Source organism: Pseudomonas sp. LB3P25 (assembly GCF_054897985.1).
The window spans coordinates 1,387,364-1,403,913 of record NZ_CM142711.1 but is presented as its reverse complement, the minus strand read 5'-3'; the positions used below and the strand labels follow the sequence as shown (position 1 = coordinate 1,403,913).

General features: G+C 58.2%; 16 protein-coding genes and 1 tRNA gene. 3 read left to right on the top strand and 14 right to left on the bottom strand.

Annotated elements, in window-relative coordinates:
• Window positions 1–2: 2 nt before the first annotated feature.
• The 8 genes from hscA to trmJ form a co-directional block, all read right to left on the bottom strand.
• On the bottom strand, window positions 3–1,865 hold the full coding sequence (hscA, locus tag ACYZTW_RS06130) for a Fe-S protein assembly chaperone HscA (protein WP_462004152.1): 1,863 nt from the start codon (window positions 1,863–1,865) through the stop codon (window positions 3–5).
• Between the two features lie 51 nt (window positions 1,866–1,916).
• Window positions 1,917–2,438, bottom strand: coding sequence for a co-chaperone HscB (gene hscB / locus ACYZTW_RS06125; protein ID WP_462004151.1), 522 nt, complete (start codon window positions 2,436–2,438; stop codon window positions 1,917–1,919).
• Window positions 2,439–2,446: 8 nt separating this feature from the next.
• Complete coding sequence (gene iscA / locus ACYZTW_RS06120) at window positions 2,447–2,770, bottom strand: iron-sulfur cluster assembly protein IscA (RefSeq protein WP_007903589.1); 324 nt, start codon at window positions 2,768–2,770, stop codon at window positions 2,447–2,449.
• 34 nt (window positions 2,771–2,804) lie between these two features.
• A complete protein-coding gene (gene iscU, locus ACYZTW_RS06115) occupies window positions 2,805–3,191 on the bottom strand; it encodes a Fe-S cluster assembly scaffold IscU (RefSeq protein ID WP_003443374.1) in 387 nt (128 codons plus the stop codon).
• Between the two features lie 84 nt (window positions 3,192–3,275).
• Window positions 3,276–4,490 carry an IscS subfamily cysteine desulfurase gene (locus ACYZTW_RS06110; RefSeq protein WP_462004150.1) on the bottom strand — a complete coding sequence of 405 codons (1,215 nt, stop codon included), beginning with the start codon at window positions 4,488–4,490 and terminating at the stop codon, window positions 3,276–3,278.
• 50 nt (window positions 4,491–4,540) lie between these two features.
• The gene (iscR, locus tag ACYZTW_RS06105; protein WP_282481867.1) at window positions 4,541–5,032 is read right to left on the bottom strand and encodes a Fe-S cluster assembly transcriptional regulator IscR; all 492 of its coding nucleotides are present in this window, start codon (window positions 5,030–5,032) and stop codon (window positions 4,541–4,543) included.
• 239 nt (window positions 5,033–5,271) lie between these two features.
• Window positions 5,272–6,048 carry a serine O-acetyltransferase gene (gene cysE / locus ACYZTW_RS06100; protein ID WP_134417297.1) on the bottom strand — a complete coding sequence of 259 codons (777 nt, stop codon included), beginning with the start codon at window positions 6,046–6,048 and terminating at the stop codon, window positions 5,272–5,274.
• A gap of 2 nt (window positions 6,049–6,050) precedes the next feature.
• The gene (trmJ, locus tag ACYZTW_RS06095) at window positions 6,051–6,821 is read right to left on the bottom strand and encodes a tRNA (cytosine(32)/uridine(32)-2'-O)-methyltransferase TrmJ (RefSeq protein WP_462004149.1); all 771 of its coding nucleotides are present in this window, start codon (window positions 6,819–6,821) and stop codon (window positions 6,051–6,053) included.
• A 146-nt stretch (window positions 6,822–6,967) separates the two neighbouring features.
• Here trmJ and suhB point away from each other — a divergent pair, with 146 nt between their 5' ends.
• On the top strand, window positions 6,968–7,786 hold the full coding sequence (suhB, locus tag ACYZTW_RS06090; RefSeq protein ID WP_085709393.1) for a type III secretion system regulator SuhB: 819 nt from the start codon (window positions 6,968–6,970) through the stop codon (window positions 7,784–7,786).
• A 253-nt stretch (window positions 7,787–8,039) separates the two neighbouring features.
• Here suhB and ACYZTW_RS06085 read toward each other — a convergent pair whose 3' ends face one another.
• The 6 genes from ACYZTW_RS06085 to queA form a co-directional block, all read right to left on the bottom strand.
• Complete coding sequence (locus ACYZTW_RS06085; RefSeq protein WP_462004148.1) at window positions 8,040–8,591, bottom strand: glycine zipper 2TM domain-containing protein; 552 nt, start codon at window positions 8,589–8,591, stop codon at window positions 8,040–8,042.
• A gap of 121 nt (window positions 8,592–8,712) precedes the next feature.
• Window positions 8,713–9,627, bottom strand: a complete 915-nt coding sequence (gene secF / locus ACYZTW_RS06080; protein ID WP_462004147.1) for a protein translocase subunit SecF — start codon at window positions 9,625–9,627, stop codon at window positions 8,713–8,715.
• Window positions 9,628–9,636: 9 nt separating this feature from the next.
• Window positions 9,637–11,505, bottom strand: coding sequence for a protein translocase subunit SecD (gene secD / locus ACYZTW_RS06075; protein ID WP_462004146.1), 1,869 nt, complete (start codon window positions 11,503–11,505; stop codon window positions 9,637–9,639).
• 63 nt (window positions 11,506–11,568) lie between these two features.
• Window positions 11,569–11,904, bottom strand: coding sequence for a preprotein translocase subunit YajC (gene yajC, locus ACYZTW_RS06070; protein ID WP_008147715.1), 336 nt, complete (start codon window positions 11,902–11,904; stop codon window positions 11,569–11,571).
• Window positions 11,905–11,947: 43 nt separating this feature from the next.
• Window positions 11,948–13,063, bottom strand: coding sequence for a tRNA guanosine(34) transglycosylase Tgt (gene tgt / locus ACYZTW_RS06065; RefSeq protein WP_128870527.1), 1,116 nt, complete (start codon window positions 13,061–13,063; stop codon window positions 11,948–11,950).
• A 14-nt stretch (window positions 13,064–13,077) separates the two neighbouring features.
• Window positions 13,078–14,127 (bottom strand): tRNA preQ1(34) S-adenosylmethionine ribosyltransferase-isomerase QueA, encoded by a 1,050-nt coding sequence (gene queA, locus ACYZTW_RS06060; protein ID WP_462004145.1) that lies wholly within the window; start codon window positions 14,125–14,127, stop codon window positions 13,078–13,080.
• Between the two features lie 107 nt (window positions 14,128–14,234).
• On the opposite strand from queA, the gene ACYZTW_RS06055 reads away from it, so the two are divergent.
• Together ACYZTW_RS06055 and ACYZTW_RS06050 are read left to right on the top strand one after the other, a co-directional pair.
• Window positions 14,235–14,319 (top strand) — tRNA-Leu (locus ACYZTW_RS06055).
• 163 nt (window positions 14,320–14,482) lie between these two features.
• Window positions 14,483–15,811: a tyrosine-type recombinase/integrase gene (locus ACYZTW_RS06050; protein ID WP_462004144.1), complete on the top strand. Its 1,329-nt coding sequence runs from the start codon at window positions 14,483–14,485 to the stop codon at window positions 15,809–15,811.
• Window positions 15,812–16,550: the final 739 nt, after the last annotated feature.

The following is a 16,550-nucleotide window of genomic DNA, read 5'->3' as shown; positions in this document are numbered from 1 at the left end:
CGTTATTCCTCAATCTCATTCAGGTTGCGCCCCGCCAGTGCGGCTTTGACCGTCGAGTCCAGGCGGCGGGCAGCAAAGGCGTCGGTCACTTGCGACAGACGTTTGGTCTGCTGCTCGATGGCGTAACCATCGGTGCCTTTCATCAATTCGGTCAGTTCCTGCATCTGCAATTCGATGACCATGCGCTCTTCGGCGTCGAGCAAGCGCTCGCCATCGACATCGAGGGCGCCCTGCACCGCTTCGATCAGGCGCTGGGCATCGACCTGCTGCTCGCGCAATACACGAGCAACCTTGTCGTCGTTGGCGTGCTGGAACGAGTCCTTGAGCATTTTGGCGATTTCACCGTCTGTCAGACCGTAGGACGGTTTGACCTGGATGCTGGCCTCAACGCCCGAACCCAGCTCGCGGGCAGAAACACTGAGCAGACCGTCGGCATCGACCTGGAAGGTCACGCGAATCTTCGCCGCGCCGGCCACCATCGCCGGAATGCCGCGCAATTCGAAGCGCGCCAGGGAGCGGCAGTCGCTGATCAGCTCGCGCTCGCCCTGCAATACGTGGATCGCCATGGCCGACTGGCCATCTTTGTAAGTCGTGAAGTCCTGAGCGCGGGCGACAGGGATAGTGGTGTTGCGTGGAATCACCTTCTCCATCAGGCCGCCCATGGTTTCCAGGCCCAAGGACAACGGAATCACGTCAAGCAACAGCAGTTCGCTGCCGTCACGCTTGTTGCCAGCCAACGTATCGGCCTGGATCGCAGCACCAATGGCCACCACTTGATCCGGATCGATTTCGGTCAGCGGCTCGCGACCGAAGGCTTCTGCGACCGCTTCGCGAACGCGAGGCACGCGGGTTGAACCGCCTACCATGACCACCGCGTGCACTTCGTCCAGCTCGATGCCGGAATCACGCACAGCACGGCGACAGGCTTTAAGGCTGCGAGCAACCATCGGCTCGATCAGCGCATTGAAGGCTTCACGGCTCAGCTCGGCTTTCCAGTCGCCATAGGCAACTTCAACGGCCGCGACATTGGTCAGAGCTTCTTTGGCCGCACAAGCGGTTTGCAGCAGATTGCGTTGCACACCCGGATCGAGGTCGGCGGACAGACCGGCGCTCTCGATGATCCAGCCAGCGATTGCGTGGTCGAAGTCATCGCCGCCCAGCGCGCTGTCGCCGCCGGTAGCCAAAACCTCAAACACACCGCCGGTCAGGCGCAGAATCGAAATATCGAAGGTGCCGCCACCCAGGTCATAAATAGCGACCAGGCCTTCAGCGTGCTGATCCAGACCGTAAGCCACCGCGGCGGCGGTCGGCTCATTGAGCAGACGCAGCACATTCAGACCGGCCAGTTTGGCCGCATCCTTGGTGGCTTGACGCTGAGCATCGTCGAAATAGGCCGGAACAGTAATCACCGCACCCACCAACTCACCACCCAGAGTCGCTTCGGCGCGCTGACGCAGCACCTTGAGAATATCGGCAGAGACTTCGACCGGGCTTTTCGGGCCCTGAATGGTGTCGATGAACGGCATGTGCGACTCGCCGTCGACGAAGCGGTACGGCAGTTGGTCGCCCAATTGCTTGACGTCGGACAGACCACGACCCATCAAGCGCTTGACCGATAGCACGGTGTTCAAAGGATCAGAGGCGGCAGCCAGCTTGGCCGACTCGCCTACTTCGACGCGATCAGCGTGGTAGCGCACCGCAGACGGCAGGATGACCCGCCCTTCTGCGTCAGCCAGAGGTTCGGAAAGACCACTGCGCAATGCAGCGACCAGCGAATTTGTAGTGCCCAAGTCGATCCCCACAGCCAGACGACGCTGGTGCGGTTGAGGACTTTGGCCGGGTTCGGCGATCTGCAGTAGGGCCATCGTTATCAGGACTTATCTGTATATCAGGCGTGCGACCGGAGCGGCACTGGGTTAATCGTCGAGGCGCTCTTCTAACTGGCGCACTTCGTAGGTGAGCTTGTCGAGGAACTGCATGCGCCGCATCAGGCGTTCGGCCTGCTCACGTTGCACTGCATCATCCCAACAGGCTGCGAAGCTTTCGTTCAGTTCATCCTGCGCAGTCTTCAGGCGACGCTTGAACACTGCAACACCCGCCAGGTCGGCGCTGTCTTGCAGGTCTTCGAGCTCTTCACGCAGCTCCATCTGCTGCAGAAGAAACTCCGGATCATGCACCGTGACCTCCAGCGGCAGCTCGCGACCGCCCATGGCGAGCAAGTAACGCGCGCGCTTTGGAGGACTTTTGAGCGTCTGGTAGGCCTCGTTGAGGCTCGCGGATTGCTCTAGCGCCAGCCGCTGCTCACGCTCGGAAGCGTCAGCAAAGCGGTCCGGATGAACACCGCGCGCCAACTCACGGTAGCGCGTGGCCAACTGATCGAGATCCAGACGGAAGCTCGGTTTCAGCTCAAATAAAGCGAAATGACAAGGAGTACCCACGCGCAGCCTCAGATGTTGAAGCTTTCGCCGCAGCCACATTCACCGCGCACGTTAGGGTTGTTGAACTTGAAGCCTTCGTTCAACCCTTCCTTGACGAAATCGAGTTCGGTGCCGTCTAGGTAGGCCAGGCTTTTCGGGTCGATGATCACTTTCTCGCCGTGACTTTCGAACACCTGATCCTCTGCAACCACCTCGTCGACAAACTCCAGCACGTAGGCAAGGCCGGAACAGCCCGTGGTGCGAACACCCAGACGAATCCCTTCACCTTTGCCGCGCCCGTTGAGGGAGCGTCGCACGTGTTGAGCAGCCGCTTCTGTCATGCTGATAGCCATCGGTGACTCCTTACTCGTCGCCAAATCTTGAAAGTCAGATCAAGCCTTTCTTCTGCTTGTAGTCGCGAACGGCCGCTTTGATAGCGTCTTCAGCAAGTACGGAGCAGTGAATTTTTACTGGCGGCAGAGCCAGTTCTTCAGCCAGCTGAGTGTTTTTGATGGTCTCTGCTTCATCCAGAGTCTTGCCTTTCATCCACTCGGTCGCCAGGGAGCTGGAGGCGATAGCCGAACCGCAACCGTAAGTCTTGAACTTGGCGTCTTCGATGATGCCTTGCTCGTTGACCTTGATTTGCAGACGCATTACGTCGCCGCAAGCCGGAGCGCCGACCATGCCAGTGCCGACATCAGGGTCTTCCGCGTCCATCTTGCCGACGTTGCGCGGGTTCTCGTAGTGGTCGATGACCTTTTCGCTGTAAGCCATGATTCTTAATCCTCACTCATCAGAGAGTCGCTCTTAAGCCCTGAAAACCTGCGTCTTACAGGGCCGGTTTGCGGCGACTTGAAATCAGTGTGCCGCCCACTCGATTTTCGAAATGTCGACACCGTCTTTGTACATGTCCCACAGCGGCGACAGAGTGCGCAGCTTGGTAACGGCCTCGCAAACTTTCTGCGCGGCGTAGTCGATTTCTTCTTCGGTGGTGAAACGGCCGAAGGTGAAGCGAATCGAGCTATGGGCCAGTTCGTCGTTGCGGCCCAGGGCGCGCAGTACATACGAAGGCTCAAGTGATGCCGAGGTGCAGGCCGAACCGGACGAAACCGCCAGATCCTTGAGCGCCATGATCAGCGACTCGCCTTCAACATAGTTGAAGCTCAGGTTCAGATTGTGCGGTACGCGGGCGGTCATGCTGCCGTTGATGTACAGCTCTTCCAGGCCTTCGACCTGTTTGAAGAAGCGGTCGCTCAGGGCTTTGATGCGCACGTTCTCGGCAGCCATGTCTTCCTTGGCTACGCGGAAGGCTTCACCCATGCCGACGATCTGGTGGGTCGCCAGAGTGCCGGAACGCATACCGCGTTCGTGACCGCCGCCGTGCATGGTCGCTTCGATGCGAACACGCGGCTTGCGGCTCACGTACAGTGCGCCGATGCCTTTAGGGCCGTAGGTTTTGTGGGCAGAGAACGACATCATGTCGACTTTCAGCTTCGACAGGTCGATATCGACCTTGCCGGTGGACTGAGCAGCGTCGACGTGGAACAGAATGCCCTTGGAACGGGTCAGTTCGCCGATGGCTGCGATGTCGTTGATGGTGCCGATTTCGTTGTTCACGTGCATGACCGAAACCAGGATGGTGTCGTCGCGCAGGGCAGCTTCGATCATCTCTGGGGTGACCAGACCATCAGTGCGAGGCTCGATGTAGGTGACTTCGAAGCCTTCACGCTCCAGTTGGCGCATGGTGTCCAGGACAGCCTTGTGCTCAATCTTGGTGGTGATCAGGTGTTTGCCTTTGGTGGCATAGAAATGCGCCGCACCCTTGATTGCCAGGTTGTCGGACTCGGTGGCACCGGAGGTCCAGACGATTTCACGCGGGTCGGCGTTGACCAGGTCAGCGACCTGACGACGAGCGTTTTCGACGGACTCTTCAGCTTTCCAGCCGAACACGTGGGAACGGGACGCCGGGTTACCGAAGTTTCCGTCAACCAGCAGGCATTCACTCATCTTTTGCGCTACACGCGGATCAACCGGGGTGGTCGCAGAGTAATCAAGGTAAATCGGCAATTTCATGGACTATCTCCTAAATCAGGCTGGCTGGCGTGCCGCTAGCTCTTTGGCTGTCATTCGACGGCGGACGCTTCAATCTTGTCCAGGTGTGGCGCTTTGCTGTTGCAACGGCGCTGATCCTGACGCTGGGCTACTTCTTGTACCTCACGGCGAGTGACAAGGTCAGCCAAGCTGATACCGCTGAGAAATTCGTGAATCTGCAGGCTCAGATCGCACCACAAGTGGTGGGTCAGACAGGTGTCGCCTTGATGGCAATCACCTTGGCCCTGGCATTTGGTGGCATCGACCGATTCGTTCACCGCATCGATCACCTGGGCGACCTGGATGCCCTGCATGTCGCGGGACAATTGGTAGCCACCGCCCGGACCACGGACGCTGGACACCAGATTGCTGCGGCGCAATTTGGCGAAGAGCTGTTCGAGGTAGGACAGGGAGATGCCTTGGCGCTCGGAGATATCGGCCAGGGACACCGGCCCGTGCTGCGCGTGCAACGCCAGGTCAAGCATGGCGGTTACGGCGTATCGGCCTTTTGTAGTCAGTCGCATGGACAATTACCACGGAGTTCGGAATGGGGCGAGTATGCAATTCCCGAGTATTTAAGTCAACTATAAGACCTAGTACTTTAGTCAGGATTACCCGCAAAAGAGCGCGCGCATCATAGCAAAGGCTGGCCGGTTACAGCCAGTAATTGCGCGTTATCGTTCTTCGCGAGCAGGCTCGCTCCCACACTTGAAACGCATTCCCCTGTGGGAGCGAGCCTGCTCGCGAAGGAAGTCGACTCGGTTTAACTGGCCTGACTCTGATCCTTGTCCTTCACGCAGGCGAAGTCTTCTTCGCGCAGCTCAGGCAAGTCTTTCGCACAGTAGTTACTGCCCAGATCCTTCAACGCACCGCACATACCTTCCAGACGGCCGTCGACCGCCTGCAGGTGATCGAGCAGCTGACCAATGGCGCGCGCCACCGGATCAGGCATGTCTTCGCCGACACCGTAGGCATCAAAGCCGATTTTCTCGGCCATAGCCTTGCGCTTGGCATCTTGCTCATCGTCGGATTTGACGATGATCCGCCCCGGAATCCCGACCACCGTGGCACCGGCCGGAACAGCCTTGGTCACCACAGCATTGGAACCAACCTTGGCCCCTGCACCAACGGTAAACGGCCCCAGCACCTTGGCCCCCGCCCCGACCACTACGCCATCTTCAAGAGTCGGGTGACGCTTGCCCTTGTTCCAGCTGGTGCCGCCCAGGGTCACACCCTGATAAAGGGTGACGTCGTTGCCGATCTCGGCGGTTTCACCGATGACGATGCCCATGCCATGGTCGATAAAGAAGCGACGACCGACCTTGGCACCCGGATGAATCTCGATCCCGGTCAACCAGCGACCAAAGTTCGACACCAGTCGCGCCAGCCACTTCCAGCCCATGCCCCACAGGGCCGACGACAAGCGGTGGATCCAGATGGCGTGCATGCCCGGGTAGCACGTCAGAACTTCAAAGGCGTTGCGCGCTGCCGGATCACGATGGAAAACACTCTGGATATCTTCACGCAAACGCTCGAACATTTTTAATCCTTCCGCTTAAGAAGCTCGCCACGGGCCGCCTTCTGGGTTTCCGTGAGGATGCCACGCAATATATTCATTTCCGCCCGGCTGACCGAGCTGCGTCCGTATAACCGGCGCAGGCGCGCCATCAAGTGCCGTGGCTTTTCCGGATCGAGGAATTCAATGGCCACCAGGGTTTGTTCCAGGTGCTCATAGAATCGTTCCAGCTCATCCATGGTCGCCAGCTCACCACTTTTGGTGGACGCCACTTCATCCTTCTCGACCTTGCTCGGCTGACCTTGGGCCGCGAGCCAGGACATACGCACTTCATAACTCAACACCTGCACCGCTGCCCCAAGGTTCAGCGAACTGAATTCAGGGTCTGATGGGATGTGCACGTGATAATGACATCGCTGCAGCTCTTCATTGGTCAGGCCGGAATCTTCACGACCAAACACCAAGGCGATCTCGGCGCCCTGCCCGGCTTCCTCGACCACTCTCACACCGCATTCGCGGGGATCGAGCAACGGCCAGGGAATGCGACGGTCACGGGCACTGGTGCCGAGCACTAGATTGCAGCCGACCAAGGCATCTTCCAAGGTGGCGACGACTTGCGCGTTTTCAAGGATGTCACCGGCACCGGAAGCACGAGCATCAGCCTCGTGGTGCGGGAACAACCGCGGTTCGACCAGCACCAGCCGCGACAGGCCCATGTTCTTCATGGCACGCGCAGCCCCGCCGATATTCCCGGGATGGCTGGTATTGACCAGGACGACACGAATGTTTTGCAGCAAGGGAGGCGCTCTCGAACACTTTAATGGGGAGCAGAATCTTACAGCTCAACCTACCGTTAAGCTATGAAAGCGAACACTGACCTTCACCTGTAGAAACTTTCTGATAGAATGCCCGGCTTTCTTTAACAACCTTAGGTGACACATCCATGCAGCCCATGCTGAATATCGCGCTGCGCGCCGCCCGCAGCGCCAGTGAATTGATCTTCCGCTCCATCGAGCGCCTGGATACCATCAAGGTCGACGAAAAAGACGCCAAGGATTACGTATCCGAGGTGGATCGCGCCGCCGAACAGAAAATCATTGATGCGCTGCGCAAGGCCTACCCGAATCACTCGATCATGGGTGAAGAAACCGGCATGCACGCCGGTAGCGGTATCGAAGGCGAAGAATACCTGTGGATCATCGACCCACTGGACGGCACCACCAACTTCCTGCGCGGCATTCCTCACTTCGCTGTCAGCATCGCCTGCAAATACCGCGGTCGCCTGGAACACGCTGTTGTTCTGGACCCGGTTCGCCAGGAAGAATTCACTGCCAGCCGTGGTCGCGGCGCACAACTGAACGGTCGTCGTCTGCGCGTCAGCGGCCGCACCAGCCTGGACGGCGCCCTGCTGGGTACCGGCTTCCCGTTCCGCGATGACCAGATGGACAACCTCGACAACTACCTGGGCATGTTCCGCGCCCTGGTTGGCCAGACCGCCGGCATCCGCCGCGCCGGCTCGGCGAGCCTGGACCTGGCTTACGTAGCGGCCGGCCGTTTCGACGCGTTCTGGGAGTCAGGCCTGTCCGAGTGGGACATGGCTGCAGGCGCCCTGCTGATCCAGGAAGCAGGCGGCCTGGTGAGCGACTTCACCGGCGGTCACGACTTCCTTGAGAAAGGCCACGTCGTTGCCGGTAACACCAAATGCTTCAAAGCAGTACTGACGGCCATCCAGCCGCACCTGCCGGCTTCGCTGAAACGCTAAGCTCGCAGCGACAAAAAAAGCACCCTTCGGGGTGCTTTTTTTATGCCTGGAATTTGAGTCCAACAACACCACCGATCAACTGTGGGAGCGAGCCTGCTCGCGAAAGCGGTGTATCAGCCACCACCATTGCTGGATGTGACGACGCTTGCGCGAGCAGGCTCGCTCCCACAGGGAATTGAGGGTGGCGCATAGAGCCCGCGCACAAAAAAAGCACCCCACCGGGTGCTTCTTTTTGAATCTGAATTTCAGCTATTTACTGAGCCGGTGCGTTCTGCCCCAGGATCAGCTTGCCTTCCTTGTCGACCGGGATCTGGTTGCCCGGATCGCGACCCATCCGCACTTTGCCTTCTTTGCCGTCCAGCGAATAGCGGACGTCGTAACCTACGACCTTGTCACTGATGTCATTCACAGTATTGCAGCGCGTTTGAGTCGTGGTGTAGGTATCACGCTCCTGCATGCCTTCCTGAACCTTGTTGCCAGCGTAACCACCACCGACAGCGCCTGCGACCGTAGCAATTTTCTTGCCGGTGCCGCCGCCGATCTGATTACCCAGCAGACCACCCGCCAACGCACCGACCACAGTACCGGCGATCTGGTGCTGATCTTTCACCGGCGCTTGCCGGGTTACTGCAACGTCCTTGCATACTTCACGTGGCGTCTTGATTTGTGTCTTGACCGGTTCAACGGCCAGAACTTGCGCATACTCAGGGCCGCTTTTTTTAACCAGGCTGTAGGTGGCAACAGCACCCCCGGCCGTCACACCAACAGCACCCAATACTGCACCAACCAGCATCGACTTGTTCACATGAACCTCCTGACCATCACATGCGGGACATGCCCGCGCCTCTCCCAGCCTTGGAGCATAAAAAAAGGCGCGAGTTCAACACTCGCGCCTTTTCGGCCGACAGCTGGAAAAACGATAACCGTTATGGGCGGTCGTCGACTTCCTTATCGGTAGCCACTGCAGGAATCAAATCCTCAGTGCTCAGGTTCAGCCAGATCAGCACGACGTTGGCGATGTAGATCGACGAGTACGTACCCGCCAACACGCCGATAAACAGCGCGATGGAGAAGCCGAACAGGTTGTCGCCACCGAAGAACAGCAGGGCCGCGATCGCCAGCAAAGTGGAGATCGACGTTGCCATGGTCCGCAGCAGGGTTTGCGTGGTCGAGATGTTGATGTTCTCGATCAAGGACGCCTTGCGCAGCACACGGAAGTTCTCACGAACCCGGTCGAATACCACGATGGTGTCGTTGAGCGAGTAACCAATGATTGCCAGTACCGCCGCCAGCACCGTCAGGTCGAAGGTGACCTGGAAGAACGACAGGATACCGACGGTCACGATCACGTCGTGAATCAACGAAACGATGGCACCGATCGCGAACTTCCACTGAAAGCGGAAAGCCAGGTAGATCAGGATGCCGCCCAACGCCATCAGCATGCCGAGGCCGCCTTGGTCGCGCAGCTCTTCACCGACCTGAGGGCCGACGAATTCGACGCGCTTGACCACCGCCGGGTTGTCGCCACCGACCTTCTGCAAGGCCTCGGCCACCTGGTGACCCAGCTGCGGGTCTTCACCTGGCATACGCACCAGCAAATCGGTAGTCGCACCGAAGCTCTGTACGATCGCCTCGTGATAACCCGCTGTAGTCAGCTGCTCACGCACTTTGGTGACGTCGGCCGGACGCTCGTAGGTCAGCTCGATGAGCGTACCGCCGGTGAAGTCCAGCCCCCAGTTCATGCCCTTGGTGGCAACACTGAACAACGCCAGTGCGGTAAGGAACAATGTGACGCCGAACGCGAAGTTGCGAACGCCCATGAAGTTGATTGTACGTAACATGGCAGCCCCTTAAATCCACAACTTCTTGAAGTCACGACCGCCGAAGATCAGGTTGACCATCGCGCGGGTCACCATGATGGCCGTGAACATCGAGGTAAAGATCCCGAGGGACATGGTCACGGCGAAACCTTTGACCGGGCCCGTGCCCATCGCAAAGAGAATCCCGCCGACCAACAAGGTTGTCAGGTTGGCGTCGAGAATCGCGGTAAATGCCCGGCCGAAGCCTTCGTTGATTGCCCGCTGCACGGTCATGCCCGCCGCAATCTCTTCACGAATCCGCGAGAAGATCAGAACGTTGGCGTCGACCGCCATACCCATGGTCAATACGATACCGGCGATACCCGGCAGGGTCAGCGTTGCACCCAGCAGCGACATCAAGGCCAGCAGCAGCACCATGTTCACCGCCAGCGCGACGGTGGCGATGATGCCGAAAAAGCGGTAGATGGCCATGATGAACAGCGAGACAAACAGCATGCCCCACAGCGATGCATCGATACCTTTGGTGATGTTGTCGGCACCCAGGCTTGGGCCAATGGTGCGCTCTTCAGCGAAGTACATCGGTGCAGCCAGACCACCGGCACGCAGCAGCAGTGCCAGTTCGGACGACTCGCCCTGGCCGTTCAGGCCAGTGATGCGGAACTGAGCACCCAACGGCGACTGAATGGTCGCCAGACTGATGATCTTCTTCTCTTCCTTGAACGTCTGAACCGGCACGTCTTTCTCGACGCCGTTAACCACTTGCTTGACGTAAGTGGTCACCGGACGTTGTTCGATAAAGATCACTGCCATGCTGCGACCGACGTTGCTGCGAGTCGCACGACTCATCAGCTCGCCACCGTGGCCATCCAGACGGATGTTCACTTCTGGCGTGCCGTGCTCGCCGAAGCCAGCCTTGGCGTCAGTGACCTGGTCACCGGTGATGATCAGGCCACGCTCGATCTGCGCCGGCGGACGTTTGCCCTCACGGAATTCGAAGGTTTCGGAAGTCGCTTTCGAAGCGCCAGGCTCAGCAGCCAGACGGAACTCAAGGTTGGCCGTCTTGCCGAGGATACGCTTGGCTTCTGCAGTGTCCTGCACGCCCGGCAGCTCAACCACGATGCGGTTGGCGCCCTGACGCTGAACGATTGGTTCGGCAACACCCAGCTCGTTGACGCGGTTACGTACCGTGGTCAAGTTCTGCTTGATGGAGTATTCACGGATTTCCGCCAGCTTGGCCGGGGTCATCGCCAGACGCAGTACCGGTTGGCCATTGAGGTCGGCCGGAACAATGTCGAAATCGTTGAAGCTCTTGCGGATCAGCGTACGGGCTTGTTCGCGGGTTGCTTCATCAGTGAAGCCCAGCTGAATGGCACCGTTGAGTTGCGGCAGGCTGCGGTAGCGCAGACGCTCTTTGCGCAACAAGCTCTTAACGTCGCCTTCGTAGACTTTCAGGCGCGCATCGAGCGCTTTGTCCATGTCCACTTCCAGCAGGAAGTGCACACCACCGGACAAGTCCAGACCCAGCTTCATCGGGTGCGCGGCCAGGCTGCGCAACCATTGCGGGGTGGTTTGTGCCAGGTTCAGTGCAACGACGTAGTCATCACCCAATGCCTTGCGCACGACGTCTTTGGCAGGCAGCTGATCTTCAGCCTTGGTCAGACGAATCAAACCGCCCTTGCCGTTTGCTGCCAGGGTGGCAGCCTTGACGTTGATCCCGGATTCCTTGAGCGCTGTGCCCACACGATCCAGATCAGCCTGAGTCACTTGCAGCGCAGTGCTTGCACCGCTGACCTGAATGGCCGGGTCATCAGGATATAGATTGGGAGCGGAATAAATCAGACCGACCGCCAGCACCGCCAGGATCAGAATGTATTTCCACAGAGGGTATTTGTTCAGCATCACGCCGCCCGCTTATGACGCGGGGCGCCTTGCGCGCCCCGTCGATTGAGTAGAAGTTGAAACTTAGATCGCTTTCAGCGTGCCTTTTGGCAGCGTGGCGGCGATGGCGCCTTTCTGGAACTTCATTTCGATGGTGTCGGAAACTTCCAGAACAACGAAGTCGTCTGCCACTTTAGTGATCTTGCCGGCGATACCACCGGTGGTCACAACTTCGTCGCCTTTTTGCAGGCTGCTCAGCAGATTCTTCTGCTCTTTGGCGCGCTTGGCCTGTGGACGCCAGATCATCAGGTAGAAGATGACCAGGAAACCGACCAGGAAAATCCACTCAAAGCCGCCGCCCATTGGGCCTGCCGCAGGTGCAGCAGCGTCAGCCATGGCATTAGAGATAAAAAAGCTCATTTAGCACTCCAGTTGCAAATGTTGAATCTTGGGGTCAGAAAACTCAGTCCAAAGGCGGAACAGGTAACCCGCGTTTGGCGTAGAAGGCATCGACAAAGGCGGCCAATGTACCCTGTTGAATAGCCTCGCGCAAACCAGCCATAAGCACCTGGTAATGGCGCAAATTGTGGATGGTATTCAACATGCTACCCAGCATTTCGCCGCACTTGTCCAGATGGTGCAGATAAGCACGGGAGAAGTTCTGGCAGGTGTAGCAATCGCAGGTCGGATCCAGCGGCGAATCATCATGGCGATGGAACGCGTTACGGATCTTCAGCACGCCTGTATCAATAAACAGATGCCCATTGCGGGCATTACGGGTTGGCATCACGCAATCGAACATGTCCACACCGCGGCGCACACCCTCAACCAGATCTTCCGGTTTGCCAACGCCCATAAGGTAACGAGGTTTGTCAGCCGGCATCTGACCTGGCAGGTAATCCAGGACCTTGATCATCTCGTGTTTCGGCTCGCCCACCGACAGACCGCCGATGGCCAGGCCATCGAAGCCGATTTGATCAAGACCTTCCAGGGAACGCATGCGCAAATCTTGGTGCATGCCGCCCTGAACGATGCCGAACAGCGCCGCCGTGTTGTCGCCATGGGCTTCTTTCGAACGCTTGGCCCAGCGCAACGACAACTCCATGGACACCCGCGCGACGTCTTCGTCGGCCGGGTAAGGCGTGCATTCGTCAAAGATCATCACGATGTCCGAGCCCAGATCACGCTGAACCTGCATCGACTCTTCCGGGCCCATGAACACTTTGGCGCCGTCGACAGGAGAAGCGAAGGTTACGCCCTCCTCCTTGATCTTGCGCATGGCGCCCAGGCTGAACACCTGGAAACCGCCGGAGTCCGTCAGAATCGGGCCTTTCCACTGCATGAAATCGTGCAAGTCGCCGTGCTTCTTGATCACTTCGGTGCCAGGACGCAGCCACAAGTGGAAGGTGTTGCCCAGAATGATTTCCGCGCCAGTGGCGGTGATATCCCGCGGCAACATGCCCTTGACCGTGCCATACGTGCCCACCGGCATGAACGCCGGGGTCTCGACGGTACCGCGCGGGAAGGTCAAACGACCGCGACGAGCCTTGCCGTCAGTAGCAAGTAACTCAAACGACATACGACTTTGGCGACTCATTCTGTTTCCTCAGGGCCACGTGGTGCTGGATTTCGGGTGATAAACATCGCATCACCGTAGCTGAAAAAGCGGTAACCATGCTCGACGGCGGCTTTATAAGCGGCCATGGCTTCGGGATAACCGGCGAACGCCGAAACCAGCATCAACAGCGTGGATTCGGGCAAATGGAAGTTGGTGACCAGGGCATCGACCACATGAAACGGGCGGCCCGGGTAGATAAAGATATCGGTGTCGCCGCTGAACGGCTTGAGCACGCCATCGCGTGCGGCGCTTTCCAGGGAACGCACGCTGGTGGTCCCCACGGCCACCACGCGACCACCGCGAGCGCGGCAGGCTTCGACTGCATCGACCACGTCCTGACCGACTTCCAGCCACTCACTGTGCATGTGGTGGTCTTCGATCTTCTCGACGCGCACCGGCTGGAACGTGCCAGCGCCCACGTGCAAGGTCACGAACGCCGTCTCGACGCCCTTGGCGGCAATCGCCTCCATCAGCGGCTGATCGAAATGCAGCCCCGCCGTCGGCGCCGCTACCGCGCCCAAACGCTCGGCGTACACCGTCTGATAACGCTCGCGGTCCGAGCCTTCATCCGGGCGGTCTATATAAGGAGGCAACGGCATGTGCCCGACACGATCGAGCAGCGGCAACACCTCTTCGGCAAACCCCAATTCGAACAACGTATCGTGACGCGCCAGCATTTCAGCCTCGCCACCGCCGTCGATCAGGATCTTCGAACCCGGCTTCGGCGACTTGCTGGACCGCACATGGGCCAGCACGCGATGACTGTCGAGCACCCGCTCCACCAGGATTTCCAGCTTGCCGCCGGAAGCCTTCTGGCCAAACAGCCGCGCCGGAATCACCCGGGTATTGTTGAACACCATCAAATCGCCCGGGCGCAAATGCTCGAGCAAATCAGTGAATTGACGGTGTGCCAGGGCGCCACTGACCCCATCCAGGGTCAACAGGCGACTGTTGCGACGCTCAGCCAAAGGGTGGCGAGCGATCAGCGAATCAGGGAGTTCGAAAGTAAAGTCAGCAACGCGCATGATGGGGTTCGTCTAGCAGGGGCCGGAAGTCTAGCCGAAATAGTGAAAATTCTCTATGTACCTGATTGACCGACGGTAATCTCATCTCTATACTTCGCCGCCATTGAGCCCTGATGGCGGAATTGGTAGACGCGGCGGATTCAAAATCCGTTTTCGAAAGGAGTGGGAGTTCGAGTCTCCCTCGGGGCACCATTTGCAGTACATAGACGACTACCAGCGTCTACGCAACACCCCTAGAGCCCGCTAACTGCGGGCTTTTTGGTCTCTGGGGTTCTACCCCCATCTCTTGCAAGCCAGCGTCTTTTTGGTACATTTTTGAGTACAAATCCAGTTCGAGAACGGGAGATGTACACAGATGCCACTGACCGTCTTGCAGATCAAAGCTTCCAAGCCTGCCGAAAAGGCATTCACCCTGAGTGATAGTTCGGGGCTTGCCCTGCTGGTGAAACCGAACGGCAGCAAGTATTGGCACTTCCGTTATCGCTTCCAGGGCCGCGCTGCCCGCATGTCTCTGGGTGTCTACCCGCATGTTTCCTTACAGGAGGCTCGTGAACTGGCGACAGAGTGTCGCAGCCTGCTCAAACAAGGGACCAACCCCGGAACAAAACGCCGCGATGACAAGCTGCAGCAGCAAGAAGCGGGACTCAACACCTTCAGACGCGCGGCGGAATACTGGTATCAGTTCAAGTCCGACTCCGGACGCAGCCCCGCGACGCTGAAAAAAATCCGCGACTACCTCGATAAAGATTTGCTGCCCTCTCTGGGTGAGAAGCAGTTAAGTGCGATCACCCGAGGTGACTGCGCCAATCTACAGGCCAGCATCGAAAAACGGGGCGCCTTTAACGTTGCAGACAAAACCCGAACCTGGCTCAAACAGATTTTTAGTCAAGCAATCGCACGCGGCCTGTGCGAACACAATCCAGCCTCCGAACTCCATGCCATTGCGATAGCTCCGCCTCCCACTCAGCACTACCCACATCTGCACGAAAACGAACTGCCTGAATTTCTCCGGGCCTTGAGCAAGACCACCAGCCGCTTGCCGGCGAGAATAGCTTCATGGATGACGATTTTAACCGCCAGCCGCCCCGGCATGGTTCGCTATGCAAAATGGGAAGAAATCGATTTCGAGGAAGGGATATGGACCATCCCAGCCGCCCGCATGAAGATGCGCAGAGATTACGTCAGCCCACTACCTCATCAGCTGGTCGCTATGCTGATCAAGCTCAACCAGAGCACTGGACGCAGCCGATATCTATTCCCGGGCAATGGCGAAAAGCAGCCAGTTATCAGTGAAAACACGATCAATCTGGTGTTTGCCAAGATCGGCTACAAAGGACGACTCGTCAGCCATGGCACTCGCCACACGGCAAGCACGCTACTGCGCGAACATGGCTGGCTGAAGGACCATGTCGAAAGCCAGTTGGCTCACGTCGAGGGCGGTATCTCCGGCGAGTACAACCAAGCCCTATACCTGCCGCAACGTCGGATCATGATGCAGTGGTATGCAGACTATCTCGATGCCCTCAAAGAAGGCATTACAGCCAACCTTCGCGATCAATTTGATACTCGCGTTAATCAGTTCCTCGCACGCCCTTCTGCACAGCCTCTAACAGCATCCCATGCACACAAAGATGATCCCCCCCAAAAGTTGTCTATCGAGACAGACTCAACGGCGACTCAGTGATCACTTGATGCCTCACGAATTCGACCCGCTCGACGACAACATCATCGCCTTGCAAAACTACCGTGGCGCATTCCAACACTGGTAAGCCTGTGAGATCTCCACAGCCCAGCCTTCCACGCGGGTCCATCCAAACAGGGCTGCAAAGCCGCCCTGCTTGGATGGACCTCACTTAAAAAAATCTAAAGCCCATGCAACTGTCTGTGGAGAACCACGGATTTCCACCGGTGGATAATTTCATTAGCAGCCGCAGAATTCTCGAAAAATCGAGCCTTGACCCTAATTATCCACAGGCGTAGAAAAGATCGGGCAAAGCGCTGTCGTTGACAGCAACCCAGGTAGCCAGAACCTTTAAGGCTACGCCACACCGTGGTGGTTCTCCCAAAGTGCGATTAGCGTCCGGCGGCTCGCACGGTCACAGCGATGTGATGGATGCCTACTTTTACCAGTGTGCCCACTGCGGCAACTCATCCCCTTTCATAGCTGCCCTGCAGCAACCTATCCGCTTGGCCATTTCCTTGCGCCAACCTGCGCCCGTCTCTTTCTCCCGGAAAGAGACGGGCGCTCCTACCGCTGCTGCAGCCCAACTCGTACAAGGCTTTGCGGCATTCCCCCTCGTGACAATCGGCGTGACAAACACCGAAGTCACCAGCAACAGCGATGCAGATGATGGTGCTGCAGCCCACGGAATGGACTGCACCTGACTGACAGTCAGGCATGCCCCGGTCATCGCATTACTGCC